The sequence below is a fragment of the Sphingomonas phyllosphaerae genome (genome assembly GCF_036946485.1).
GTDB classification, from domain to species: domain Bacteria; phylum Pseudomonadota; class Alphaproteobacteria; order Sphingomonadales; family Sphingomonadaceae; genus Sphingomonas; species Sphingomonas phyllosphaerae_E.
The window spans coordinates 553,361-579,172 of sequence record NZ_JAQIJA010000001.1 but is presented as its reverse complement, the minus strand read 5'-3'; the positions used below and the strand labels follow the sequence as shown (position 1 = coordinate 579,172).

The window sequence follows — 25,812 nt, the reverse complement described above, 5'->3', positions numbered from 1 at the left end:
CCATGGCCGTCTACACGCACGTCTCCGCCGAGGCGCTCGCCGCTTTCCTTCGCCGCTACGATGTCGGCGCGCTGGTTTCCGTCAAGGGCATCGCCGAGGGGGTGGAGAATTCCAACTACCTCGTCGACACCACGTCGGCGCGCTTCATCCTGACGCTCTACGAAAAGCGCGTCGCGGCGGACGATCTGCCATTCTTCATGGCACTGCTCGACCATCTCGCCGCGCGCGGGCTGGCGGTGCCCCCGGCGATCCCCGATCGCGACGGCGCGGTCATCCAGACGCTGGAGGGCCGCCCGGCGTGTCTGATCCGCTTCCTGACCGGTGTCTCGGTGTCGCACCCCACCCCCGCGCAGGCACAGGCTGCGGCGACCGCGATGGGCGAAATGCACGCCGCGCTCGCCGACTTCCGCCAGACACGCGTCAACTCGATGGGCATCGCGACCTGGCGGCCGCTGCTCGGGAAATGCGGGCGCGACCTCGACACGATCCAGCCCGGCCTGTTCGATCGCGTCGACGCCGCGCTCCAGAGCGTCGAACAGGCATGGCCGCTCGACCTGCCGGTCAGCGCGATCCACGCCGACCTGTTCCCCGACAACGTCCTGATGCACGGCGACAGCGTCACCGGGCTGATCGACTTCTATTTCGCCTGCACCGACGTCCGCGCGTACGACCTCGCGGTGATGCATTCGGCATGGACGTTCGACGCGCGTGGCGAGAACCCGGATGCAGAGGTCGGCGCAGCACTAATGGCCGGCTACACCGCCGTCTTCGGGCTGAGCGACGCCGAGCGCGCGGCGCTGCCGCTGCTCGCGCGCGGCGCATGCATCCGCTTCCTGCTCAGCCGCGCATGGGACTGGCTCCACACGCCGGCCGATGCGCTGGTGATGCGCAAGGACCCGCTCGCCTATCTCCGCCGGCTCGACTGGTACGAGGCGCATCCCGAGGCGTTCGCATGACCGAGCTGACGCAGGTCGAGCTGTTCACCGACGGCGCGTGCAAGGGCAATCCCGGTCCCGGCGGCTGGGGCGCGGTGATCCGTTCGGGCAAGCACGAGAAGGAGCTGGCCGGCGGCGAGCCGCTCACCACCAACAACCGCATGGAGCTGACCGCGGCGATCCAGGGGCTCAACGCGCTGACCCGCCCGTGCCGCGTGACGCTGTCGACCGACAGCCGCTACGTCATGGACGGGCTGACCAAGTGGATCCACGGCTGGCAGAAGAACGGCTGGAAAACCGCCGACAAGAAGCCGGTCAAGAACGCTGACCTCTGGCAGGCGCTGCTCGAGGCGGCACGGCCGCACCGGGTCGAGTGGAAATGGGTTAAGGGCCACGCCGGGCACCCCGAGAACGAGCGCGCCGATCGCCTTGCGAGCGATGCGGCGGTGGAAGCGGGGCGGACCAAGGCGACAGTTTGATCCGACACCCGAACCAAGCATCATCGTCGTCCCGGACTTGATCCGGGACCCCGCTTCTTCCCACCGGCGACTTAAAGCGGGACCCCGGATCAAGTCCGGGGTGACGATCTATTCGACCGCCGCCGCCGCCAGCCCGCGCACATCGACCCGCGCCTTCAGCCGCGCCGCGAGCAATGCCGTCCCGCTCACCTTGCGCTGGACGAACAGCGTCTCGACATGCGGGACGTGCCATGTCGCGCGGTCCGCGACCAGCGCCTTGGCCTCCTCACGCACCACCGGCACGAACGCGCGGTCGCCGAAGTCGAACGGCCCCGGCCGGTTTAGCGCCGCGTCGATCGCCGCGATGATCCGGTCGATCGCGGGCCGATGCGCCGCCGCCGCCGCTGCACCAAGGAACCCGACCTCCACCGCCTTCTCGCGGATCGCATCGCGGTCGCGCGCCAGTCCGGCCGCGATCAGCCGCCGATACCCCGCCGCGGTCTCGTCGGGCACCCGCCGCGCCGCGCCGAAATCAAGCAACACCAGCGCGCCGGTTTCCGGCTGCCACCGGTAATTGGCGAAATTCGGGTCGGTCTGCATCACCCCGAACTCGAACAATTCGCGCAGCACCAGCGTGATGAGCGACGTCATCGCCGCATCGCGCTCGTCCTGCGACGCCTCGGCGAGCGCCTCGATCGGTCGCCCGGCGACGAACTCCATCGCCAGCACGCGCCTCGTGGTCAGCGCCTCTTCCAGCGCCGGGACGACGTAGCGCGCGTCCCCCGCCAGTCGCTCGCGATAGGCACGCAGCTCCGCCCCCTCGCGGACATAATCCGCCTCCTCGGCGAGCTGCCGCTTGGCCTCTTCCAGCAACGGCTTGAGATCGAGCGTCGCGGGCAACAGCCCCGAGACGCGCAGCAACGTCGCGACATTGTCGACATCGGCGCCGATGCTGTCGGCGACGCCGGGATATTGCACCTTGATCGCCAGCACCCGCCCGTCGGGCAAGGTCGCGCGATGCACCTGCCCGATCGACGCGGCGGCGACCGGCGACGCCTCGAAATGCCGGAAGCGTCGTCGCCAGTCCGCGCCCCATTCCTCGCGCAGCACACGGTCGAGCTGTTGCGGCGGCATCCGGTACGCCTGGTTGCGGAGCTGCGCGAGGATCGACTGCAACTCGGGCGGCAGCACGTCGCCCGCATCCATCGAGATCATCTGCCCCAGCTTCATCGCCGCGCCGCGCAGGTGCGACAGCCGGTCGGCGACCCGCGCGGCATTGCCGGGGGTGAGGATCAGGTCGCCGACCTTCGGCCGCTCGCCCGCCGCGAGCCGCCGCGCGCCCTCCGCGAGCATCCCGCCCGCGACCCCGCCCGCCAGCCGCCCGAACCCGCCGAGCCGCGCCAGCCGCCCGCTCGGCACCGCGCGGTGGCGGGCCTTGGAAAAATCATCATCCTGCATGGCGACAGAGCGCGGGAGAATGGGGCGCGGTTCCCCATGCTCCCGCCGTCATTGCGAGCGTAGCGAAGCAATCCAGAGTTGGACCAGGACGCCCTGTATTGCTTCGCTACGCTCGCAATGACGGATGCGGCTCACACCCGCGCTAGCAACCGCCGCGCCTGCACCAGATGCGGCGCGTCGATCATCTTGCCGTCGAGCTGCAACACCCCCGCACCCGGGCTCGCCTCAAATGCCGCGACCACCGCCCGCGCGTGCGCGACCTGCGCGTCGGTCGGCGTGAAAGCAGCGTTGATCGTCGCGACCTGCGCCGGGTGGATCGCCATCATTCCCGTGAACCCGTCACGCGCCGCGCGCGCCGCATAGGCCGTCAGCCCCGCGTCATTGCGAAACGCCGGATAGACGGTCTCGATCGCCGCCACTCCCGCGGCATGCGCCGCGAACAATGCCAGCGACCGCGCCAGCTCGTAAGGCGCGGTGAACCGCCCGTCCTCCTCGCGACTGGTCGCCGCCCCGATCGCCGCAGGCAGATCCTCCGCCCCCCACGTCAACCCCGCGAGCGGCACCCCGCACCCCGCATAGCTGCCGAGCTGGAAGAGCGCGGCGGGCGTCTCGGTCGCGATCGGCACGATCGGCGCATCGATCCCCGCCGCCGTCAACCGTGCCGCGAGATCGCGGACGCTCGCCGCCCCCTCCGCCTTCGGCAGCACGACCGCATCCGGCGACAGCCCGCCGAGCGCCGCCAGATCCTCGTCGAGCAACGCCGTCCCCAGCGGATTGACCCGCACGAACATCGCCACATCGCCGCGATCCGTCCGCAACCGCGCCGCGACCGAAGTGCGCGCCGCCGCCTTGGCGGCCGGCGCGACCGCATCCTCCAGGTCGAGGATCAGCGCATCCGCCCCGCTCGCCGCGGCCTTGTCGAACCGCTCCGGCCGGTCGCCCGGCACGAACAGCAGCGAGCGCAGCCTCATGCCGCGCGCCGCTTGAGCAAGGCGGTGCGCAGGCACTGGCACACCACTTCATCGCGCTGGTTGAGCAGCCGATGCGCGAAGGTGACGATCCCCGCCTCGGGTCGCGAGCGGCTGTCCTTCAGCTCCTGCACCTCGGTCTCAGCGCGCAAAGTATCGCCGATGAACACCGGCCTCGGCATCACCAGTTTGTCATAGCCGAGATTGGCGACCAGCGTCCCCAAGGTCGTGTCCCCGACCGAGAGCCCGACCATCAGCGCGAAGGTGAAGGTGCCGTTGACGAGGATCTGCCCGAACTCGCTCGCCTTCGCCGCCTCGGCATCAAGGTGGAGCGGCTGCGGATTGTGCGTCATCGTCGTGAACAGCAGATTGTCGGTCTCGGTCACGGTGCGGCGGATCGCGTGGACGATCCGGTCGCCGACCTGCCATTCGTCAAAATGTCGCCCGGCCATCATTCGTCTCCCGCGCTGATCCGCGCCAGCAACATGCCCTCGGTCACCTGCGCACCCTCGACGACCTTCAGCTCGGCGACCACCCCGTCGAACGGCGCGAGCAACGCCTGCTCCATCTTCATCGCTTCCAGCACCAGCAACCGTTCGCCGCGCGAAACACGCTGCCCCTGCGCGACCACCACCGCGATCACGCGTCCCGGCATCGGCGCGAGCAGCGCGCCATCGCCCTCGCTCGCCCCGCCGAGCCGGTCCGCGCGTCGCGCGCCGAACGGCCACGCCTCGCCATCCGCGAACAGCACGCCGCCTGCGACCTCGGCGCCCGGCAACGATGCCGGCTCCGCAACATACGGCTGCCCCGCCACCTCGACCGCCACCTGCATCACCGGCGCAGCATTGGCCCGGAAACCACGCAGTGCGGTCCACGGCGTCGTGCCCAAGACCGGCAACAACGCCTCTGCCGCCGCCGCGACCACAGCCGCAGACGGCTCGGTCTCGGGAATCAGCGTATCGGCATGACGCGCGATAAACCCGGTATCGACGCGCCCCGCCACGAAGTCGGGATGCGCCGCCGCGCGCGCCAGAAACGCGGCGTTGGTGCGCACCGGCCACACCTGCGTCCCCGCCGCCGCCGCCGAAAGCCGCTGCGCCGCCTGCGCGCGCGTCGCGCCATGGACGATCAGCTTGGCGATCATCGGGTCATAGAAAGGCGTCACCGCCCCGCCCTCCTCGACCCCGCTGTCGACGCGCACGCCCTCAGGAAAGCGCAGCCGCTCCAGCGGCCCGGTCGACGGCAGGAACCCGGTCGACGGATTCTCGGCATACAGCCGCGCCTCCATCGCCCAGCCATGGATCGCCAATTCGTCCTGCGTTTTGGGCAGCGGCTCGCCGCTCGCGACGCGCAACTGCCATTCGACCAGATCCTGCCCGGTGATCGCCTCGGTGACCGGATGCTCGACCTGCAGCCGCGTGTTCATTTCCATGAACCAGATGCGGTCGGCGCGCAGCCCTTCGGACGCGTCGGCGATGAACTCGATTGTCCCCGCCCCGACATAATCGACCGCCTTGGCTGCGCGCACCGCCGCGTCGCACACCGCAGCGCGCGTCGCCGGATCCATCCCCGGCGCGGGCGCTTCCTCGATCACCTTCTGGTGCCGCCGCTGGAGCGAGCAATCGCGCTCGAATAGATGCACGACCTGCCCGTGCGTGTCGCCGAACACCTGCACCTCGATATGGCGCGGCGAGAGGATGTACTTCTCGATCAGCACGCGATCGTCGCCGAACGACGCCGCCGCCTCGCGCTGGCAGCTCGCCAGCGCCTCAGCGAAGTCGGCGGGCGCGTCGACCTGCCGCATCCCCTTGCCGCCGCCGCCCGCGACCGCCTTGATGAGCACCGGATAGCCGATCGCGTCCGCCTCGGCCTGCAACCGCTGGGGCGACTGATCCTCGCCGAGATAGCCCGGCGTCACCGGCACCCCCGCCGCGATCATCCGCGCCTTGGCGGCATCCTTCAGCCCCATCGCGCGAATCGCCGCGGGCGGCGCGCCGACCCACACCAGCCCCGCCGCGACCACCGCCTCGGCGAATTCGGCATTCTCGGACAGGAAGCCGTAGCCCGGGTGAATCGCCTCCGCGCCGGTCGCGCGTGCCGCGTCGAGCAGGCGATCCTGCCGCAGATAGCTGTCGGCCGCCGCCGCCGTCCCGATGCACACCGCCGCGTCGGCCTCGCGCACGAACGGCATGTCGGCATCGACATCGGAATGGACCGCGATCGTGCGGATGCCGAGCGTGCGCGCGGTGCGGATGATCCGCCGCGCGATCTCGCCACGGTTGGCGATCAGCAGCGAGGCGATCACGATGTGCAGCCCTCGGTGCGTGCGGAATAGGTGACGTTGAGGATCTTCCACCCCGCCGCCCCGCGCACCACGTCGAAAAGATTGTAGCCGCACTGCACCGGCTTGCCCGCTACGGTGACGGTGTAGGGCGCCCAGACCATCGCGACATTGTCGTCGACCTCGATCGCCGGTGTGCCCTGCTTCTCGACGACCGGCCCCGCCTCGGGAGTCAGCTGCGCCGCCCACTCCACCCAGCGCAACGTCCGCCGCTGCGCCGTGCCGTCCGGCCCGGTACGCGTCGCCGTGATCGTGCCCTCGGGCAAGGTCGCGGCGAGGGCGGCAGCGCGGTCGCTCGCCTCGATCGCGCGCAGCAGCGCCTCGACCGGCACCATCACCTGCGCCTCTTCGCTGCCCGGCGGCGGCAAGGCGGTGCCCTTGACGATCGGGGCGACGGGCGTGGTCTGCGCCAACAGCATCAGCAGGATCATCATCGTCTCCCCTGGGGTCACATCCGGAACAGGCCGAACTGCGCACGCTCGGGCACCGGCGCGTTCAGCGTCGCGGCGAAGGCGAGCCCCAGCACGTCGCGGGTCTGCACCGGGTCGATGATCCCGTCGTCCCACAGCCGCGCGGTCGCATAATAGGGATTGCCCTCATCCTCATACTTTTGACGGATCGGTGCCTTGAAGCGTTCGGCTTCCTCCGGCGTCCATGTCTCGGCATCACGGTGGACGGTCGCCAGCACGCTCGCCGCCTGCTCGCCGCCCATCACCGAGATGCGCGCATTCGGCCAGCTGAACAGGAAGCGCGGCGAGTACGCGCGCCCGCACATCCCGTAATTGCCGGCGCCGAAGCTGCCGCCGATCAGGACGGTGATCTTCGGCACCGAGGCGGTCGCGACCGCCGTCACCAGCTTGGCGCCGTTCTTCGCGATCCCCTCGGCCTCATATTTCCCGCCGACCATGAAGCCGGAAATGTTCTGGAGGAACAGCAAGGGGATGCGCCGCTGACACGCCAGCTCGATGAAATGCGCGCCCTTCAGCGCGGATTCGCTGAACAACACGCCGTTATTGGCGAGAATCGCGACCGGCATCCCCCAGATATGCGCAAAGCCGCACACCAAGGTCGTGCCATACAGCGCCTTGAACTCATGGAACTCGGAGCCGTCGACGATCCGCCCGATCACCTCGCGGACATCATAGGGCGCGCGCACGTCCTGCGGCACGATCCCGTACAGCTCCTGCGGGTCGAGCAACGGCGCACGCGGTTCCGCCAGCGTCACATCGGGCACCCGCACCTTCCCCAGCGTCGCGACGATGTCGCGCACGATCAGCAACGCATGTTCGTCATTCTCGGCGACATGGTCGACCACCCCCGAGCGCCGCCCGTGCGTCTCCGCCCCGCCCAGTTCCTCGGCGGAGATCACCTCCCCGGTCGCCGCCTTCACCAGCGGCGGCCCCGCGAGAAAGATTGTCCCCTGATTACGCACGATCACGCTCTCGTCGGACATCGCGGGCACATAGGCGCCGCCCGCGGTGCAGCTCCCCATCACGCACGCGATCTGCGCGATCCCCTCCGCCGACATCTGCGCCTGATTAAAGAAGATCCGCCCGAAATGCTCGCGATCGGGGAACACCTCGGCCTGATGCGGCAGGTTCGCGCCGCCGCTGTCGACCAGATACACGCACGGCAGCCGGTTCTCGCGCGCGATCTCCTGCGCGCGCAGATGCTTTTTCACGGTCATTGGGAAGTACGCGCCGCCCTTCACGGTCGGGTCGTTGGCGACGATCATGCACTCGCGCCCCGACACCCGCCCGATGCCGGTGATCATCCCCGCGCCCGGCGCGGCATCGTCGTACATGCCGTTCGCCGCCAGTGCGCCGATCTCCAGAAACGGCGCGCCCGGATCGAGCAGCCGGTCGACCCGCGCGCGCGGCAGCAGCTTGCCGCGCGCGACATGCCGCGCACGATGCTGTTCCGACCCGCCCAGCCCGCTCTCCGCCGCCTTCGCGCGCAACGCCGCCGCCAGTGCGCGGTTGTGCGCGTCATTCGCCGCGAACGCGTCCGACCCCGCGTCGACCAGCGAGCGGATCGCGGTCATTGCGCCCTCGGCGCGTCATGCCCGATCAGCTCGCGCCCGATCAGCATCCGCCGCACCTCGTTGGTCCCCGCGCCGATGTCGAGCAACTTGGCGTCGCGCCAGTAGCGCTCGACCGGCCAATCCTTGGTATAGCCCGCGCCGCCCAGCGCCTGGATCGCCTCGCCCGCGACCTTCACCGCGCTCTCCGACGCGAGCAGGATGCACCCCGCCGCATCGAAGCGCGTCGTCCGCCCCGCGTCGCACGCCTTCGCCACCGCATAGACGTAGGCCCGCGCCGAATTAAGCGCGACATACATGTCGGCGACCTTCGCCTGCATCAGCTGGAACTCGCCGATCGCGCGCCCGAACTGTTTGCGCTCGCGGACATAAGGCAGCACCGTATCGATACACGCCTGCATGATGCCCAGCTGGATGCCCGACAGCACGACGCGCTCGTAGTCGAGCCCGGACATCAACACCTTCACCCCGCCGTTCAGCGGCCCCATCACCTGTGCGTCGGCGACGAAGCAATCGTCGAACACCAGTTCGGCGGTCGGCGAGCCGCGCATCCCCAGCTTGTCGATCTTCTGCCCGATCGAGAAACCGTCGAAGCCCTTCTCGATCAGGAAGGCGGTGATCCCCTTCGACCCCGCCTCGGCATCGGTCTTGGCATAGACGACGAGCGTATCGGCATAGGCCGCGTTGGTGATCCAGAACTTGGTGCCGTTCAGCCGCCATCCGCCGTCGACCTTGGTCGCGCGCAGCTTCATCGACACGACGTCCGACCCAGCGCCCGCCTCCGACATCGCAAGGCTGCCGACATGCTCGCCCGAGATCAGCTTCGGCAGATATTTGGCCTTCTGCTCGGCAGAGCCCCAGCGCCGGATCTGGTTGACGCACAGGTTGGAATGCGCGCCATAGCTGAGCCCGATCGCCGCCGAGGCGCGGCTGACCTCCTCGCACGCGATCACATGCTCGAGATAGCCGAACCCCAGCCCGCCATCGGCTTCCTCGACGGTGATCCCGTGGAGCCCGAGCGCGCCCATCTCGGGCCACAGTTCGCGCGCGAAGCGATCCTTGGCATCGACTTCGGCCGCGATCGGCGCGATCCGGTCGGTCGCGAAGCGTCGCACCGTGTCGCGGATCGTGTCCGCCATCTCGCCCAGACCGAAATCGAGGTCCATCGCTCTCTCCTATGCGTCGTTGCCCGTCATCCTAGAGCGTCGCGGCCCCCCGGCAAAATTGAAACGCGCCGAAGCTGGGTATAGATGCCGTCTATGATCGACCGCTATCATCTGCGCTACTTCCTCGCGGTGGTCGACACCGGCAATTTCTCGCGCGCCGCCGCGGCGTGCAACGTCGCCCAGCCCACGCTGTCGGTCGGCATCGCCCGGCTCGAGGCGTCGCTCGGCCGCACGCTCTTCAACCGCACCAACCGCCGCGTCGCGCTCACCGAGGCCGGGGCCGGGCTGCTCGCCCACGCCCGCGCGATCGAAAGTGGCTTCGCCGCCGCCGAGCGCGCGGTGACCGGCGCCGCGGCCGCGCCGCTGCTGCGGCTCGGTGTGCTCACCACGATCCCGCGCCACGCGACCGAGCGCTGGCTGGCGGCGCGCAGCGGCGACCGCGTCGAGCTGGTCGAGGGCAATGAGCGCGACCTCCGCGCGCGGCTCGCGCGCGGGCGGATCGACGCCGCGCTGACGATCCTGCGCGACGGTGACGATCGCGGCGCCGGCCAGCATCTGCTCACCGAGGGCTATGCGCTCGCGATCGGCGCGACGCATCCGCTCGCCGGACGCACCTTCCTCAGCGCCGAAGAGATCGCGCACGAACCGATGATCGTCCGCCGTCATTGCGAGATGCTTTCTGAAACCAGCCGCTTCTTCACCGCGCGCGGCGTCCGCCCGTTCTTCCCGGCACGCACCACCAGCGACGACCGCGCACTGTCGCACGTTCGCGCGCGGCTGGGGATCACGGTGATGCCGGAGAGCTTTCACGCCGACGGCGTCGCGCGCGTGCCGCTGGAGGACTTCGACGCCACCCGCGACGTCGGTCTGGTCTTCGCCGCGCATCTGCCGCCCGACGCCGCTTTAATCACCGGCTTGAGGGAAGCGCTGAGCTAATGATCAGTCACCCCGGACTTGATCCGGAATCCCGCTTCTTCTCCATTTCAGCAGCGATGAGGAAGAAGCGGGACCCCGGATCAAGTCCGGGGTGACGTAAACATCACCGTTTCCCTCGCGTCATCAGATCCGGCTTGGGCGGCGGCTTCCAACCCTCCGGCGGCACCACCTGCTGACGGCTGGTTCCCAGCCCCATCGCGCCCGGCCGTTGCCGCGTCAGCCCATCCGCTGCCACCGCTTCCGCCACCGAGGCTCCGCCTTCCAATAGGCTGATCCGATCTCGCAACCGCCGTGCTTCCTCGAAGTCGAGCGCTGCAGCCGCCGCGTCCATCTGCGCCCGTAGCGTGCGGATAAGCCCCGCCTGTATTTCACCGTCATCCATGCCGAACCAACCGGCCGCTCCGCCGCGCGTTCCGCTCAGTCGATCAAACCGCGCAACACCTGCCGCAGCTTCGCGCCATAGCCATTGGCCTCATCGAAGAACGCGGCGCGCAGCGGCTCCGCCGCCGCCACCTTGCGCGCATACAGCGCCGGATCGGTCGACAGCGCACGCAACGCCGCGACGTAACCCGCGACATCGTCAGGCTCGACCTCGATCGCCGCCGCGTGCACCAATTCCAGCGCCGGGCAGACGCGCGACGTCACCACCGGCCGGCGTGCGATCACGCCCTCGGCGACGATCATCGCAAAGCCTTCCTCGAAATCGCTGCGCGTCGGCACCACCACCGCGTCGCTCTCGTCCAACCGCTGCGACAGCGCGTCGCGGTCGCAGAAACCGTGAAGCAGAAAGCGATCGCCCGTCCCGCTCCGCTCCACCGCCTCCTGCAAGGCGTCGCTCGCGGTTCCCTCGCCACAGATGTGGAACACGATCCGCGGGCCGCCTTCGTCGCGCAGCCGCCGGCACGCCTCCAGCATGTCGAACACGCCCTTGTTGTGCTCGACCCGCCCCGCGAACAGCACATGGAAGTCGTCGCGCACCCGCGGCACCGCATCCGGCGGCGCGATCGCGGCGAACTGCGCGGGCGTATAGGTGGGCAGGAACAGGACCGACTGGATCCGCCCGCCGGACAGCGCCGTGACCTGCTTCACGATCAGCGGCGACGCGGCCAGCGTCGGATCGGCGAAGCGATAGTGGAACCACCCCAGCAACCGCGCCAGCACCCGCCGGGTTAGCGGCTCGCGCGCCGCCGGGCGCTGGATCGAACAATGCAACGCATTGACGAACCGTACGCCGCGCCATCGCCATGGCACCAGCGCCCACCAATGATACATCGCATCGGTCAGCACGATCACCCGCGCGCCCGCCGCCACGGTCTCACGCACCCTGCCCCACAACCACGCGACCTCGGCGAGATGATAGCCCAGCCCGCTCGCCGCACGCCGCGGCCGGTTCATGATGTGAACGCCGGGACGTACGTCGTCGTAGCGCGGCTGCGCGGCGCTGGTGGTGACGATCAGGTCGCGCCCCAGCTCGTCGGCGACGTCGAAGAACTGCAGCAGATAGCTGGTGCCGAAATAGCCGAGCGGCACGCCGCTTCGCCAGCTATCGTGCACCACCCGCGCGTCGACGGGGCCGCTGATATAGCCGATCTTCGCCTTACCCTGCCGCGACACCACCCGCCCCCTCAGCAACGACGCATCGCGCCGCAACCGTCCATCGTCGCTGCGCGCGCCTGCGTCAAACCATGCCGCCGCCGACCGGCGCGGAAATCGTCGCGTTCTTCCTAACCTACCGTCGTCCGCGATGCGACAGCACCAAGCGGAGCCGGACCAACAGCATGTCGCTATCGAAGGACTTCGCGACGCCGCGAAATTGAGCCAAGAACATCTTCAACACGGGCAAGCCAAATGGCATCATCGCTGCCGCTTGCTTGTCTGTCCTGGCAAAAGGCCTAGCAGCAGAAGCCCTCAGACGTAAGAACACCATGGGAGATCGATATGCTGCTTGAAGGCCGATGTGTGTTGGTGACCGGCGCCGCTGCCGGGATCGGCCGCGCGATCGCCATCGGCGCGGCGGCGCAAGGCGCTGATGTTGCGATCAACTATCACGACAATGCGGCCGGCGCGAAATCATGTGTCGCCGAAATCGAGGCGCTGGGTCGACGCGCCATCGCGGTGCACGGCGACGTAGCCGATCCGAACACCGCCGTGACCTTCGTCGACCGCGCTGCCGAGCTGTTGGGAAGTGTCGACGTGCTGGTCTCCAACGCGGGTATATGCCCGTTCCACAGCTTCCTCGACATGCCGGTTGAAACCTTCACCCGAACGCAGCAGGTAAATCTGCACGGCGGTTATTTCATGTGTCAGGCCGCCGCGCGGCAAATGGTTCGTCAGGGCCGTGGCGGTGCGTTGATCGCGATATCGTCGATCTCGGCGCTGGTGGGTGGCGAATACCAGACCCACTACACGCCGACGAAAGCCGGATTACACTCTCTCATGCAATCGGCCGCCATCGCCTTGGGACGACACAATATCCGGTGCAACTCGCTGCTTCCCGGCACGATCCGCACCGACATCAACAAGGACGATCTCGCCGATCGCGAAAAGTGCGCACGGATGGAGGCACGCATCCCGCTTGGCCGGCTGGGCGTCCCCGAGGATATGGTCGGGCCGGCGGTCTTCCTTGCGTCCGACATGGCGCGCTACGTCACGGGTGCGGCGTTGCTGGTCGACGGCGGCGCCTTCGTGAACCTGCAATAGCGGCAGGGCGGGCGCCACTTACAGGCGCTTCCGGCGGCTACCGATCGATCTACGCGTGCATGTCGATGGGATGGATGATCAATAAGCGTTGAAGGTGAATGGGATGCGCAGCGTAGTGCGCACGTCCGCGGCATCGTCGGTGGCGCCGACTTCCACGTTCCAGTTGAGCGTCGTCGTCGGCGAGGTGCGGTAGCTGACGCCGAACAGCAAACGGCCGATCTGGAGGTCGCGGCTTTGGGCGGTGACCGAATCTCCCAGTTCCTGCGTGGTCTGGTTGAGCGCGCGGACGCGGGTTTTGGTGCCCAGCGCCCAGGTCTGGGCATAGCCGAAGCTGAGCGACGTGCGCGGATTCAAGGCGATAGCGATGCCCGCGCTGGCCGAGGGCTGGCTGCCCGGCGCAACGCGTTCGATGAAAGCGGCGCCGATCTGGCGGTTGATGGTGCGCGCGAAGTTGTAGGTGTAGCCCAATGTCGCGAATAAAACCGCCGGATCGCTCGGTAAAATCGCGGTCAGGTTTGGTGTAACGCCCCAGAATCCCGCCCCCGTAGCGCCTTTGAGCGCGTTTCCGAGCGCATCGCGCGGCACACGGAACGGATCGGTGCCGGTCGGTGCCACCGCCTGCACGCCCGCGATCAGATATGGCGCGCCATTGTTGCCGTCGGTGAACTGATAGCGCAGTCCGAAATCGATATCGCCGATGTTCGCGCCGCTGACCGGGCGGTCGAGCTGCCCGGCGTTCGGTTCGGTCGGATTGGCGACCGGCGCGAGCACCGATTTGTCGGACCGGTAGACGAACGGCAGCCGCCCGTTGATCTCGAGCCGGCTGGTCAGCCCGAGCCGCCCGACCGCGCCGACCGTGAGCACGTCCTGCCGGCTCTGGTTGATGTCGAAGACGCCGATCAGCACCGCCTCGGGGATCTGCACGCCGCGGAACACCACCTGATTGCGGTCGGCGCGCGCATATTCGAAATTGACCTCGACCGTCGCGCGCCCCGCCTTGGTGATGATCCCGCCCTGTTCGGACAGCACCGCGACCTGCACCTGCCGCTGATCGGAGGGCGCCTCGCCGACGGTCTGCACCTGCGCAGTGGCCGACGGGGGCGCAGGCGGCGGCGAGGATGGGAGCGGCACGCCGCCCGGCGGCAAGGCGGTCTGCGCGACCTGCGTCCCCGCATCGCCACGCCCGGACAGCCGCGCCTCCAGCCGGTCGATCCGCGCGCGTTGTTCGTCGAGGGCGCGTTGCTGCCGGTCCAGTTCCTGCCGCTCGACGGCGAGCGTGCGGCGCAGCTCGTCGCGATCATCCGCCGCGGCCGGCACCGCCGCGGTCGCGGGCGACACCGGCTGCTGCGCCGCGGCCGGTGCGGCGATCAGGCCAAAAGAAAGAAATGCGCTGGAGGCCGCAGGTCGCATCGATGATTATCCCCTTTCCCGATTGGCTCAGCGCGGCCCGGCCGCTTCGGTCGCGATCCGGTTGACCAGCAGCATCCCGTTCATCAGCCCGGCGGGCAGCCCGACCAGATTGACGTTGACGGTGCTGACGGTGTCGATGACGCGGTCGTTGGCGGTGTTCGAGATCACCGCGCCGGTCGCCTGCCCGACCAGATGGCGGATCTCGGTCGTCGGCGTCACCAATTGCACCTGGCTGCCGCGATCGTCGCTGGTCAGCCGGATGCTGCCCGAACTGGCGTCGACCGCCGGACCGTTGGCGACCGCCGGCACGGGCGTCTGCCCCGACGCGTCGAGCCAGCCGGTGGTCGGGCCGGACACGATGTTGACGCTGGCGGGTGCGTCGGCGGCGGGTGCCGTCACGGTGGTGCCGGTCGGCGTGCGCGACACCGAGACGGTCGGCCAGCTCGGATCGCCCGTCTCCACGGTGACGGTGCCGGGCACTTCACTGGGGCTGGTCCGGCCATCGGTGAAGACGCGCACGCCCTGCGCCTCGCTCGAGAAGATCGTGTGCAGCGCCAGCACGCCGTCGATGCGCGTCTGGATGTCGATACCGATCGCGACGTTGAGCCCGTTGGGCAGCAACAGCCCGCCGCGCATCGTCGCCAGCTCGCGGTCGGGGACCGGCGCCGGTGCGTCGCCGGGCGCGGCCAGTGAAGCGGCGATCAGCAAGGCGATCGACATGTCAGAACTCTCCCAGACGCGGGCGGGTGAGCGCGAGTTGCGCGCTTTCCAGCGGATCGGCGGGCAGGAACGGACGACCATGCGGCGCGCGCGCAAGGTCGCCGGGCATGTTGAAATGCGACTGCCCGACCGCGTCGCGCCCGCTGATGACGAAGAACACGCCGTTCCATTGCTTGGCGAAGCGCCCGATCGTCTCGCGCCGCAGCCCCAGCGACGGGTCGCCGAGCAGCAAGGTCTGATCGTCGATCCCCTTGACGACGACGAAGTGGCGATAACCGTCGAAGTCGATCAGCGCGATGCCGGGCACGCGCGCCTGCGCGATCTGCGCGACGCTGACCTTGAAGCCGTCGGCGGCGATGCCGCGCGCCGCCAGATAGCGCTTCATGTCGAGCAGCGAGAAACCGAGCCGGCGGATCTGCGCCTGGTCGCCGTCGCGGAACATGCCGAGGAACACGCTCTGCTCGTTCTGCGGATCGTCGTAATGGAAGCGCAGCAGCGTCGCCAGCGCCGCCGATCCGCAGCTGAAATCATATTGCTGCCGCACCACCGTCTCGAACCGGCGCCCGATCAGGCTGGTGACGGGAACGGCGAAATTGAGCGTCGGCGAGAAGTTGGCGACATTCCCGCCCTCGGGCAGCGGCATCGCGGTACAGCCGGCGGTCGCCAGCAACGCCGCCGGCAGCCACCGGACAAGGCGGAACGGCGCGCGCATCGTTACTGGTTGATCGCGACGTTCACGTTCAGCGACGAATTGATGGAAACATTGTTTCCGGTATTCGCGCTGAGCAACGACAGGCCGTTGAGGTTCTGGAAGGAATTGGGGTCGAAGCTGATCGTCCCGGTTTCCGAATGGCCGTTGACGCTGTTGCCGCTGACCGTGCTGGTGTTCTGCGCGCGGATCACCTGCGACAGATCCGACTGGCCGGTGACCGCGCCGAGCTGCGCATTGTCGACCGGTGCGGTGGCACCGAACGGACTGGCCTGAACCGGCGGCGCGGCCGGCACGGTCTGCGCAACAGCCGAAACCGGCACGGCGGCGGCGAGCAGCGCCGGGCCGATGAAGAGGATACGCATGTCCCGATCTCCCGATCGAACGAAAGAATAGAAGGAGGGGCGGCATCGCCACCCCTCCCCCACCCCCTTGGTCTTATTGACCGCCGCCGAGGTTGATCGTGCCGGCCGCGACGCTGACGTTCACCGCCGAATTCTGCGATGCACCGGCGCCGGTGTTCATGTTGAGCGATTGCAGCCCGGCGAGGTTCTGGAACGCGCCGTCACCGGTGGTCAGGCTGTTGTTGACCGCCGCGTTGGCACCGCCCGGGGTCTGGTTGTAATCGACCCGCACGCCGGTGACGTAGCTGGCGAGCGTCGCCGACGAGACCACCGCGCTGGCCCCGAAGACGTTCGAGGTCGACGCCGCTCCGGTTCCGGCAGACGCCATCCCGGTGCTGCGCATCGAGCTGTCGGAATAGCTGGCGTCGCCATTGGTCGCGACCGAGCCGCGGCCCGAGTTGCTGGCGGTGTTGCGCCGATCCGAATTGTCGTTGGTTGACATATCGCGGCTGTCGGTGGCGTCGCCGTTGTTCGCCGCGACCTGTGCGCCGCTGGCCGAGCTGGTCCGCGAGCGGTTCGAATTGTCCGAATTGTCGGTGGTCGACTGGTTGCGGCTGTCGGTGGCCGACCCGCTGCCGTTCGAGGCGACCTGTGCGCCCGACGCCGACGTGGTCGTCGTGCTCGTGTTGGTCGACTGGTTGCGACTGTCGCTGGCGTTGCCGCCACCACTGGCCGCGACCTGTGCGCCGCTCGCCGAATTGTCGGTGGTGGTGGTCGTCATTTGCGAGTTGTTCGACTGGTCGCGGCTGTCGGTCGCCGATCCACCGCCGTTGTTCGCGACCTGCGCGCCCGAGGCGGAGGTGGTGGTCGAGGTGCTGGTGGTCGAACGGTCCGAATTGTCGGTGTTCACCGTCGAGCGGTCCGCATTGTCGTTATAGGTGTACGACCGGTCGGCATTGTCGGTGTTGGTCACCGATTGATTGCGGTTGTCGCTGGCGGTGCTGCCATTGTTGGCCGCCACCTGCGCGCCATTGGCCGAGGAGTTGGTCGTATTGGTGGTGGTCGCCGTCGAGCGGTTCGAATTGTCGGTCGTCGACCGATCGGCGTTGTCGGTGTTGGTCACCGACTGATTGCGGCTGTCGGTCGCGTTGCTGCCGTTGTTGGCCGCGACCTGTGCGCCCGATGCGCCGCTGCTATCGGTGTTCGTGGTGGTGTTCGTGCGGGAGTTGTTCGAATTGTCGGTGGTCGAACGGTTCGACTGATCGGTCCACGTCGAGGTGGCGGTGTTGTTGCTGTCGTTCGTGGAATTGTTGGTGCGCGAGTTATTGGAATTGTCGGTCGTCGACCGGTTTGAATTGTCGGTCCACGAACGATCCGACGAGTCGGTCTGCGTGTTCGTCGCCGTGTTGTTGCTGTCGTTGGTCGAACTGTTGGTGTTCGTGGAGCTGTTGGTGTTGTCCGTGTTGTAGGCGCTGCTCGCGACGTCGCCGCCGGCTGCGTTGCCGTTGTTCGTGTTGGTGGTGGTGTAGGTGTTCCCGGGCTCGGTGGTCTGGGCGCAGACGGGTGCGGTCCACGCCAGGACGGGGATCGATGCGGCGATCAGAAGACGCGATTTCATGGTGAGGCATCCCTTGTTGGCCGGTTCAGCCGGCGGTGTTTTTCCAGCCCGGCAATCCTGCGGACCGAGCCGAATCGGGAGATACCGTTAATCATTCATTCACCATTCCCCCCCTTTGCGGGCGACCGTTCCTCCCGTTCCGCCATGCCCGCCACCCTCAAATGAGGGGGTACAAATCACTGCACTTTCCCTTGTTTCAAAATGGGATGCAGCGGATCGAATGACGTGGCGGCCGGTTGGCGTAGAAGAGGAAATCCCGACACAGGGAATCGGGAACCGAAGGTGGAGAGGTAGTGCATTGCTGGCAGACAATGATCTGCCCATGCTCTTCCGCGGAGCCGTTGCGCGCGCCAGTCTGGTGGCGGAGCACGATGGCGGGAGCGTGCGGCATTTGGTTCAGGGGCGGCCACCGGCGCGCGATGCGCGGGTCACCTTCCACGACATTCACGACGACGCGATCACGGTCGCCGACGACGTCGCGCTGGTCACCGGCCATTTCGCCGGCACGCTGGGCGCGGAGGCATGGGCGCTGACCAGCACGCACGAGCAGGGGGCGTCGCGCTGCCTCGTCTCGCAGGGTCTGGATGATCGCACCGGCGCGGCGCTGGCGCAGATCGCCGACCGGATCGAAGCCGGCTGCGGCCATCATGCGCCCGAACCCGTCTGGTGCGAGCGCGTGTCGACTGCCTTCCCCGCCGCGGCATTGGTGATCCCGGTCCAGCGGACGCCGGGACAGCCCGGCGCATTCGTCAACCTCGTCTTCCGCTCGGCCGACGAGGCGGCACGCCGCGCCATCGAGGCGCAGTGCCGGCGCGAGTGGCCCAGCGTCTCGGCCTATTTCCGGCTATGGGAAGCGGCGCGGCTGGCGCAGCGGCGTACCGCCGGGGTCGAAACCGGGCTGAACCTGGTGGCGATCGGCGTCGTGCTGCTGTCGGGCGACGGGCATATCGCCTTCGCCAACGACACCGCGCGTCAGCTGCTGGACCGGCATGACGGCATTCGCGAGCATCGCGGACAGGTGCAGGCGACCGACCGCGCCGATGCCGCGGCGCTCTCCACCGCGATCGGCTATGTGCTGGCGCAAAGCGGCGCGGACGGCGCGGTCGACCGGCTGCCGTTGCTGATGTTGCGGCGGGAGAGCGGGCCGCCGCTGGTCACCTCCTTCGCGGCGATGCCGCGGTCCGCGGACGGGGACGGTCATGGCGACGGGGCGCTGCTGTTCTTCGTCGACCCGGGGCTCGACATCCACCAGCTCGCCGAGCCGGTGTGCAAGCTGTTCCGGCTGTCGCGGGTCGAAACCGAGCTGACCTGCCTGCTGGCGTCGGGTCAGACGCTGGCGGCCGCGGCGCAGGCGCTGCACGTCAAGCTCGGCACCGCGCGCGGCTATCTGAAGCAGGTGTTCGTCAAGACCGGCAGCAACCGGCAGGTCGATCTGGTGCGGCTGATCTTCAGCAACCTGATCCGCGCCTCGACCCACGACCATCTGCAACGCCGCTGAGGCTTGGTCGCGGTGCATCCGCTGGCCGCCCGACCACGTATCTTCGCGAAACGCACGGCGGAGACGCAAGTGGAGAGATCATCGCCAATGCCCGGGCGGCGCGCCGCCCTCGCCGCGCCCGACGATCTCGTCGCCGGCTATGTCGTGCGGACGCCGGTAGCGGGCGCGTGCGGGACGATCGTGCTGCCGGGCGGGCCGCGGCTGTACATGCTGCTCGGCGGCGAGGCGGGCGCGCGGCTGACGATCCGCCGCCGGACGAGCGAGCCGCTGCCGCGGATCGGGTTCATCGGACCCACGACCAAGATCGCGCAACTGGATCACGGCGGTGCGACGCTGCTCGGGCTGCGGCTGCGCACGACCGCCTGGCCGACGCTGTCCGATCGCGATCTGTCGCGATTCACCGACCGCGTCGTGCCGCTTTCGAGCATCGACCCCGAGGCCACGCCCGGCGTCTTCGATCCAGACGGCGGGGCGGCGGCGGCGTTCGCACCGTGGCTCGCCGCGCAGCGTGCCGCCGGCCGCCCGCGCGACGGCGTGGCGCAGCAGATCATAGCCCTGATCGACGCCAGCCCGCGCACCAGCGTCGCGGACGTCTGCGCGACGCTCGACATCGCGCCGCGGCACCTGTCGGCGATCTGTCTGCGGGTGTTCGGACTGCCGCCCAAGCGCTTGCTGATGCTGCGGCGCTTCCTGCGCGTGCTGCGGCGTCTGCTCCCCGATACGCGCGGTGCCGGCCGGGTGCTGTGGGAGGCCGGCTATGTCGATCACTCGCATTTCGCCAAGGATTGCCGCCGCTTCCTCGATTCCAGCCTGCACGGCATTCGCCAGCGCCTTGACGACGGCGGCGACCCGCTGTGCCGCTGGTGATGCCGGGCGGCCAAGCAGCAGGACAGCAGATGCCGACTTCGTCCTGGATGCCCTTAAGCCGATGCTTCATGACCATCAGCCGGTTGATCGTGGCGTCCTGGATCACCGCAGCGATCGCGGGTCGCAATGCCTGTCTACCGAATGACGCACCTCTCTGCGGCCGCCGTCCCGGCGGCTCCGACCAACCCAGGCCGGCCGGTATGCCGACACGTTACGGCGGCCATGCGCCGGTCAATCAAAAGCCCAGCCTGACCGACGTGCCGGGCCGCGCTGCCACCTCCGCCCTCAATCGCGCCACAAGGTCCGCCGGGTCGGCGGCGGGCCAATGCCGTAGCTGACGCGCGACCACCGCGAAGTCGCCGGGCGTCAGCCCTTCTACGGTGCCAAGGCAGGCCGGCGCCGGCTCCCCGAAGAAACGCTGGAAGGCGGCGGCGGCGCGCTCGGCGCCAAGCGGTTTCAGTCGCAGCTTGAAGACGAACCGCCGCAATGTGGCAGGATCCAGCGCGGCCCCGTGGTTCGTCGCCGCGACCACCGGCAGCGGGTGCAGGTCGAGCCATGTCAGCAGCTCGTTGACCTGTCCGACTTCCCAACTGGTCCGCGCCGTGCTGCGGTCGAACAACAGCGAGTCCGCTTCGTCGAACAACAGCACCGCCTCCCGCCGCCGCGCCTCGGCGAAGGTTTCGGCGATCTGCGCCTCGGTTTCGCCGACCCATTTGGACAGCAGGTCGGACGCACGCTTGACCAGCAGCGGCCGATCGAGCGCCCGTGCCAGATGATGCGCGAACGCCGTCTTGCCGGTGCCGGGCGGCCCGGTCAGCAGCAGCGACACATCGGTCGCGTCGCCGCCCGCCATCGCAGCGAACAGGCGATCGACCGGTCGATCGGTTTCGAACAGGTCGAGGTCGAACGCCGCTGGAGCAGGCGGCGGCAACGTGCCGCCACGCAGCGCGCGCACCAATGCCTCGGCCGGGACGGCGCCGCCGTCCTCTTCACCGGCCAGCTTGCCGGCGCGCGCCGCCATTCGCAGGACCGTCGCGGCCTCCGGTGCGATGTCGAGCAAGGTGGCGAAAGCGGGGCCGGGCGTCACCCGCTCCTCGCGCGCCACCCGGTCGAGCATCGCAGCCGCGGCCGCGCGCGACGGCAGGTCGAGCCGCAGGACGAAGCTCATCCGCCGCAGGATCGCCGCATCGACATTGCCGATCGCATTGGTCGTCCAGATCACGGGCACCGGATTGCCCTCCAGCAGCCGGTTGACGAAGACCTTGCTGCCCTCGCGCCGACTGAACCAGTCGCCGCCCGCGGACGGGCTGGCGTCGCCGATCAGGTCCTCCATCTCGTCGAACAGCAGCACCGCCGGCTCCCGTCCGCCGAGCAGACGCTGCGCCAGGGACAGCGCCGCGACACGCTCCCACCGGCGCGGTTCCTCGCCGTCCTCATCCGCCTCGCCGACGCCATGCAGCACCGCGCCTGCCGTCGCCCCCAGCGTACGCGCAAGCTCGGTCTTGCCGGTGCCGGGCGGGCCGTAGATCAGGATGTTGACTCCAGCGGCCCCCTCACCAAGCGCGCCGCGCAGGAGGCGAACGAGGAAGTCGATCGGCTTGACGTGCGCGAAGGCATCGAGGTCGAGGGTCGCCGCCTGCCGCCGACCGACCAACGTGTCGAGCATCGCCTCCTCGCTCGCCGGAGCGCGGTCGAGCAGACGTTGCAACGTCCAGCGGATCTCGACATCCGTCTCTCCCTCACGGGTCGCCGTGAAGCAGGCGAGACCCAGCCGCGTGACCGCCCCTCGGCGCGCCGCACGTTCGGCCTCTTCCACCCCTGCCCCGGCCATCGTGCCGAACAGTTGCGGCAGGTCATGTCCGTGACGGCTCAGCAACCGGGTCAGGGCACCGACGCGGGGCAAGCGATCGCACGCGACCATCAGGCGCAGCAGCGCCGCGTCGACGGGCGACAAGCCCAGCAACCGCGCCAACGTACCCGCGAGTTCGAGCGCCTCCGCCCGCACCGCCTCGTGACGCGGAGCAGCAAGACCGGCAAGCAAGGTTTCCCAACTGCATTCGCCCTCTACGTCGGGCAGCAGCCAGGGTCGGTGCGGCGCGGCCCATTCCAGCAGCGCCTTGGCAAGCGGTGCCGTGGCGGGCAACGCGCCCGCCGTCCGGAGCATCAGGCCCCGAACGATATCCAGTTCATCCATGTCGTATCCACGAGTCTCTCAGGCCGACGGTGCGAAAGCGCGCGCGTCGACGTCATTCCTGTCGAATGGGTGAGGTGCGGCGGGGGCGGGTGCCGGCCCGCCGCCAACGTCGTGGGACGTTTACGCGAAAGGCCGGAGACCGCCGACCCATGCACCGCGATGGGCGGCAAGGTCGAACAAGGCATGTCTCCGTGTGGCCCGCCAATCGGTGCGGACCGTAGGGCGGATAACAGAAAGTCGTTACGCTCGCAATGCGTCAGGCGATCTTCACCACGTGCGCCCCTCCCGCCTGCTGCTCGAACCGGCTACACCGTCCGGTGAAGCGCTCGATCACCCTCGCCGCCGTGCGGGCATGTTCGCTCGGCTTGACGGTCGTGAACATACCGCCGCCCGCCAGCGCCATCGGCAACAGCAATTGATCGGCCAGGTACGGCCCGGCAAACGCCTCGCACGCCAGATAGCCGCGCATCCGGCCGACCGCCGTCTTCGCGACACGCTCCGCCGTTACGCCCAGTTGCGCGAAACCGCTGACGATCTCGGTGACATGCTCGAATTGCGCCTCCAGCAGCAGGATGTTGCCCGGCCCCTGATCGACGGGCAATTCGCGCATGAAGCATTCGCGCTCCGACCAGTCGAACGCTTTGCGGACCACGGCGATCTCGCGTTCGGCGATCGACATGGGTAGCCCGGCGATCAAGGCACAGGCCGACACGCCCACCGCCCCGCCGCGCGCCATACACTCGATCGGCTGTAGCGGGCCGGGGGTGATATCCACCTCGATCCGCCCGCCGCCGCGCGGGTAGAAGCCATGCCGGATCAGCCGCGCCTCGACCTGCCCACCCATCCGGCGGATAATAGGCAGGAAGCAGCGCTGGATGAAGTCGAACGGCGGGGCAAGCATGTTGTGGGTGCCGCCCTCCAGCACCAGCCGCGACGGACCATCGGCGAGCAGCAGCGGCATCAGTATCGTCTGCAACACCAGCCCCGTCGATCCCGCCGTTCCGACCGAAAAGCGGTAGTCGCCCGCCGTCACCCGGCCGGGACGAAAGGTCAGCTCGGACGACCCGACGACCAGCCCCTCGCATGTCGCGCTGCCGATCGCGCACGCCGCCTCGATCGCCGTGACGTGCTGGCGCATCAATCCCGGCTTCGACCGCTTGGCGCGGACATTGGTGATGCGGACTGGCTCTCCGGTGACGAGCGACAGCGCGCACGCATTGCGCACGACCTGTCCCCCGCCCTCGCCTTCGCTGCCATCGATCTCGATCATGTGTTCACCAGATGCAGGAACAGCGCCTCGGCCCGCTCGCGCGAGCACGGATCGACGATGCCGCCCTGCACCTCGTCGATGCGGGCCAGCTCGTCGCGGATCAAGGCATCAACTGCCGGCATACGAGCGGTATTGCTCCGCTCGTTGCTCCGCCGCTTCGCCGCCACCAGGGCAGCAATGTCGTCCGTCACGCCATCCGACAAGCCGACGGCGTCGACCAGCGACTGCAGATCCATCGGCGGACGGCGTACACCCTCACGCCGCAACCAGCGGATCACAAGAGCCGGACGCAGCGCGTAGAAGTACTTCTTGACCGACACCGCGCCATCGCTGTCCAGCCACCGATCGGCGGCGTTCCGCCCCAGGCTGACATAGTGATAGGCCAGCGAGCGAGCGTCGATCACGCTGTCGGCAAGGGCCGCGAGATCGCCAACGATCTCGTCGTCGGCGCGATAGCGGATCGGGCTTTCGATCCATTCGCTGATCACGGCGTTCGACTTCAGCAACAGGCCCAGCGCCTTGCGGATATCCCATCCGCTCAGATCGATGTCATCGACGATCGGCGCCTCGATCACGTCGCGGCCCGGCGTCAGCGACAGATACCAGTCGCGCGGCCGGACATAGATGAAGCGCACATCGTAATCGCTGTCGGGAGAAGGGAAGCCCCACGCCCGCGAACCGGATTCGACCGTGAGCAGCAGGCGCACGCCCTCGTTCGCCTCGACGGCGGCCAATCGGCTCTCGATGTCGCTTCGAACCGCCGGGGCGATCGGGTCGTCTTGCAGGATGGTCATTGAAGAATTCCTCGGGGCGGCAGCGCCCTGGATGAGGCGGCGCTACCGCCACCTCATCCTTTCACGCACACCACCTGTTTCAGCGTATGGACGATCTCGACCAGGTCGGCCTGCGCGGCCATCACGGCTTCGATCGGCTTGTAGGCCTTGGGCGTCTCGTCGATCACGCCCTCGTCCTTGCGGCATTCTACGCCGGCGGTGTCGGCGATGTGCTCGTCGAGCGTCACCAGCTTCTTCGCCTGCGTCCGGCTCATCACCCGTCCGGCACCGTGCGAGCAGCTGTCGAACGAGTCCGGATTGCCCAGGCCGCGGACGATGAACGACTTGGCGCCCATCGACCCCGGAATGATCCCCATCACGCCCTTTGCCGCCCGCACCGCGCCCTTGCGGGTCACCAGCACATTCTCGCCGAAGTGGTTTTCGCGCGTGACGTAATTGTGGTGGCAGTTGACCGCCTCCAGCTCCGCCTCGAACGGCTTGGCGATGACCTTGCGCAGGGCGGCGATGACGTTGGTCATCATCATCCGCCGGTTGAGCGCCGCATAGTCCTGCGCCCAGCCGACCGCCTCGACATAATCGTCGAAATGGTCGGTCCCTTCCGGGAAGTACGCCAGATCCTCGTCGGGCAGGTTAAGGTGCCACTTGCGCATGTCCTGCTTGGCCAGTTCGATGAAGAAGGTGCCGATCGCATTGCCGACGCCACGCGAGCCCGAGTGGAGCATCACCCACACTCGCGCCTCTTCGTCGAGGCACAGCTCAATGAAGTGGTTGCCGGTGCCCAGCGTCCCCAGATGCACGAGATTATTCGTGTTCTTTAGCCGCGGGTGCTTCTCGCAAATTCGGTCGAAGCGCTGCACCAGCGTCGTCCAGGCCGCGACGATCGCGGGCGGGGGCGAGCCCCAGCTGCCATTGTCGCGCTTGCCCCGACCGACGCTGCGCCCGTGCGGCACCGCCTGTTCAATCGCCGAGCGCACGCCTTCGAGATGATCGGGCAGGTCGCTCGCCGTCAGCGAGGTACGCGCCGCCATCACGCCGCAGCCGATATCCACCCCGACCGCCGCCGGGATAACCGCGCCCTTGGTCGGGATCACCGAACCCACGGTCGCGCCAATTCCGATATGAACGTCGGGCATCGCGGCGACGTGGCGGAAGATGAACGGCATCTGCGCCGCGCGCGCCAATTGTGCCCGCGCGCCGTCCTCGACCGGTACGCCCCGCGTCCAGGCCTTGATCGGCACGCCGCCGGGGACGTCAGTGTATTCGTAAGCGGTGGCGGTCATCGTTCGACTCCTCGGACTTACCTGTGAGGCGGCCGGCCTATTCCGGCCGCCCCTGCCGCGTGTCGGATCGTTCGATACCACGCGATCCAACGGGAATAACTCTGC

Annotated in this window: 24 protein-coding genes; 6 read left to right on the top strand and 18 right to left on the bottom strand. The window is 68.5% G+C overall.

The annotated features are described in order from the left end of the window. The first annotated feature begins 2 nt into the window (after positions 1-2). Positions 3-956 (top strand): homoserine kinase, encoded by a 954-nt coding sequence (gene thrB / locus PGN16_RS02580; RefSeq protein ID WP_335307842.1) that lies wholly within the window; start codon positions 3-5, stop codon positions 954-956. Beyond that, entirely contained in the window at positions 953-1,414 is a 462-nt protein-coding gene (gene rnhA / locus PGN16_RS02575; protein ID WP_335307841.1) for a ribonuclease HI, read from the top strand. Before thrB ends, rnhA begins: the two co-directional genes overlap by 4 nt. 108 nt (positions 1,415-1,522) lie before the next feature. On the opposite strand, the gene PGN16_RS02570 is transcribed toward rnhA, so the two are convergent. From PGN16_RS02570 to PGN16_RS02540, 7 genes are all read right to left on the bottom strand, one after another. Then, on the bottom strand, positions 1,523-2,851 hold the full coding sequence (locus PGN16_RS02570) for an ABC1 kinase family protein (protein WP_335307840.1): 1,329 nt from the start codon (positions 2,849-2,851) through the stop codon (positions 1,523-1,525). A 131-nt stretch (positions 2,852-2,982) separates the two neighbouring features. Next, entirely contained in the window at positions 2,983-3,822 is an 840-nt protein-coding gene (locus tag PGN16_RS02565; RefSeq protein ID WP_335307839.1) for an HpcH/HpaI aldolase/citrate lyase family protein, read from the bottom strand. Further along, positions 3,819-4,271, bottom strand: coding sequence for a MaoC family dehydratase (locus PGN16_RS02560; RefSeq protein ID WP_335307838.1), 453 nt, complete (start codon positions 4,269-4,271; stop codon positions 3,819-3,821). Before PGN16_RS02560 ends, PGN16_RS02565 begins: the two co-directional genes overlap by 4 nt. Next, positions 4,271-6,124: an acetyl/propionyl/methylcrotonyl-CoA carboxylase subunit alpha gene (locus PGN16_RS02555; protein ID WP_335307837.1), complete on the bottom strand. Its 1,854-nt coding sequence runs from the start codon at positions 6,122-6,124 to the stop codon at positions 4,271-4,273. Before PGN16_RS02555 ends, PGN16_RS02560 begins: the two co-directional genes overlap by 1 nt. Then, a complete protein-coding gene (locus PGN16_RS02550) occupies positions 6,121-6,591 on the bottom strand; it encodes a hypothetical protein (RefSeq protein WP_335307836.1) in 471 nt (156 codons plus the stop codon). The genes PGN16_RS02555 and PGN16_RS02550 overlap by 4 nt, the downstream gene beginning before the upstream one ends. Positions 6,592-6,608: 17 nt before the next feature. Further along, positions 6,609-8,204 (bottom strand): carboxyl transferase domain-containing protein, encoded by a 1,596-nt coding sequence (locus tag PGN16_RS02545; protein ID WP_335307835.1) that lies wholly within the window; start codon positions 8,202-8,204, stop codon positions 6,609-6,611. Beyond that, positions 8,201-9,367, bottom strand: a complete 1,167-nt coding sequence (locus tag PGN16_RS02540; protein ID WP_335307834.1) for an isovaleryl-CoA dehydrogenase — start codon at positions 9,365-9,367, stop codon at positions 8,201-8,203. The genes PGN16_RS02545 and PGN16_RS02540 overlap by 4 nt, the downstream gene beginning before the upstream one ends. A gap of 93 nt (positions 9,368-9,460) precedes the next feature. On the opposite strand from PGN16_RS02540, the gene PGN16_RS02535 reads away from it, so the two are divergent. Beyond that, positions 9,461-10,303, top strand: a complete 843-nt coding sequence (locus tag PGN16_RS02535) for a LysR family transcriptional regulator (RefSeq protein ID WP_335307833.1) — start codon at positions 9,461-9,463, stop codon at positions 10,301-10,303. Between the two features lie 103 nt (positions 10,304-10,406). Here the strand turns inward: PGN16_RS02535 and PGN16_RS02530 are convergent, their stop codons facing one another. Together PGN16_RS02530 and PGN16_RS02525 are read right to left on the bottom strand one after the other, a co-directional pair. Next, on the bottom strand, positions 10,407-10,685 hold the full coding sequence (locus tag PGN16_RS02530) for a UvrB/UvrC motif-containing protein (RefSeq protein WP_335307832.1): 279 nt from the start codon (positions 10,683-10,685) through the stop codon (positions 10,407-10,409). Between the two features lie 35 nt (positions 10,686-10,720). Next, the gene (locus PGN16_RS02525) at positions 10,721-11,917 is read right to left on the bottom strand and encodes a glycosyltransferase family 4 protein (RefSeq protein ID WP_335307831.1); all 1,197 of its coding nucleotides are present in this window, start codon (positions 11,915-11,917) and stop codon (positions 10,721-10,723) included. A 324-nt stretch (positions 11,918-12,241) separates the two neighbouring features. On the opposite strand from PGN16_RS02525, the gene PGN16_RS02520 reads away from it, so the two are divergent. Beyond that, positions 12,242-13,003 (top strand): SDR family NAD(P)-dependent oxidoreductase, encoded by a 762-nt coding sequence (locus tag PGN16_RS02520; RefSeq protein ID WP_335307830.1) that lies wholly within the window; start codon positions 12,242-12,244, stop codon positions 13,001-13,003. 78 nt (positions 13,004-13,081) lie between these two features. Here the strand turns inward: PGN16_RS02520 and PGN16_RS02515 are convergent, their stop codons facing one another. The 5 genes from PGN16_RS02515 to PGN16_RS02495 form a co-directional block, all read right to left on the bottom strand. Continuing rightward, complete coding sequence (locus PGN16_RS02515; protein WP_335307829.1) at positions 13,082-14,413, bottom strand: hypothetical protein; 1,332 nt, start codon at positions 14,411-14,413, stop codon at positions 13,082-13,084. A gap of 27 nt (positions 14,414-14,440) precedes the next feature. Next, entirely contained in the window at positions 14,441-15,133 is a 693-nt protein-coding gene (locus tag PGN16_RS02510) for a hypothetical protein (RefSeq protein ID WP_335307828.1), read from the bottom strand. Between the two features lies 1 nt (position 15,134). Continuing rightward, positions 15,135-15,845, bottom strand: a complete 711-nt coding sequence (locus tag PGN16_RS02505; protein WP_335307827.1) for a C39 family peptidase — start codon at positions 15,843-15,845, stop codon at positions 15,135-15,137. A gap of 2 nt (positions 15,846-15,847) precedes the next feature. Next, entirely contained in the window at positions 15,848-16,207 is a 360-nt protein-coding gene (locus PGN16_RS02500; protein ID WP_335307826.1) for a hypothetical protein, read from the bottom strand. Between the two features lie 73 nt (positions 16,208-16,280). Continuing rightward, the gene (locus PGN16_RS02495) at positions 16,281-17,804 is read right to left on the bottom strand and encodes a beta strand repeat-containing protein (protein ID WP_335307825.1); all 1,524 of its coding nucleotides are present in this window, start codon (positions 17,802-17,804) and stop codon (positions 16,281-16,283) included. 322 nt (positions 17,805-18,126) lie between these two features. Between PGN16_RS02495 and PGN16_RS02490 the strand changes: the two genes are divergently transcribed. Beyond that, positions 18,127-19,302 (top strand): helix-turn-helix transcriptional regulator, encoded by a 1,176-nt coding sequence (locus PGN16_RS02490; RefSeq protein ID WP_335307824.1) that lies wholly within the window; start codon positions 18,127-18,129, stop codon positions 19,300-19,302. An 87-nt stretch (positions 19,303-19,389) separates the two neighbouring features. Beyond that, positions 19,390-20,169 (top strand): helix-turn-helix domain-containing protein, encoded by a 780-nt coding sequence (locus tag PGN16_RS02485; RefSeq protein ID WP_335307823.1) that lies wholly within the window; start codon positions 19,390-19,392, stop codon positions 20,167-20,169. Between the two features lie 235 nt (positions 20,170-20,404). Here PGN16_RS02485 and PGN16_RS02480 read toward each other — a convergent pair whose 3' ends face one another. The 4 genes from PGN16_RS02480 to PGN16_RS02465 all read right to left on the bottom strand — a co-directional run bounded on the left by PGN16_RS02480 (position 20,405) and on the right by PGN16_RS02465 (position 25,707). After that, a complete protein-coding gene (locus tag PGN16_RS02480) occupies positions 20,405-22,363 on the bottom strand; it encodes an AAA family ATPase (RefSeq protein WP_335307822.1) in 1,959 nt (652 codons plus the stop codon). Positions 22,364-22,619: 256 nt separating this feature from the next. Continuing rightward, the gene (rtcA, locus tag PGN16_RS02475; protein ID WP_335307821.1) at positions 22,620-23,633 is read right to left on the bottom strand and encodes an RNA 3'-terminal phosphate cyclase; all 1,014 of its coding nucleotides are present in this window, start codon (positions 23,631-23,633) and stop codon (positions 22,620-22,622) included. After that, a complete protein-coding gene (locus tag PGN16_RS02470; RefSeq protein WP_335307820.1) occupies positions 23,630-24,427 on the bottom strand; it encodes a nucleotidyltransferase domain-containing protein in 798 nt (265 codons plus the stop codon). The genes rtcA and PGN16_RS02470 overlap by 4 nt, the downstream gene beginning before the upstream one ends. Positions 24,428-24,480: 53 nt before the next feature. After that, positions 24,481-25,707, bottom strand: coding sequence for an RtcB family protein (locus PGN16_RS02465; RefSeq protein ID WP_335307819.1), 1,227 nt, complete (start codon positions 25,705-25,707; stop codon positions 24,481-24,483). Positions 25,708-25,812: the final 105 nt, after the last annotated feature.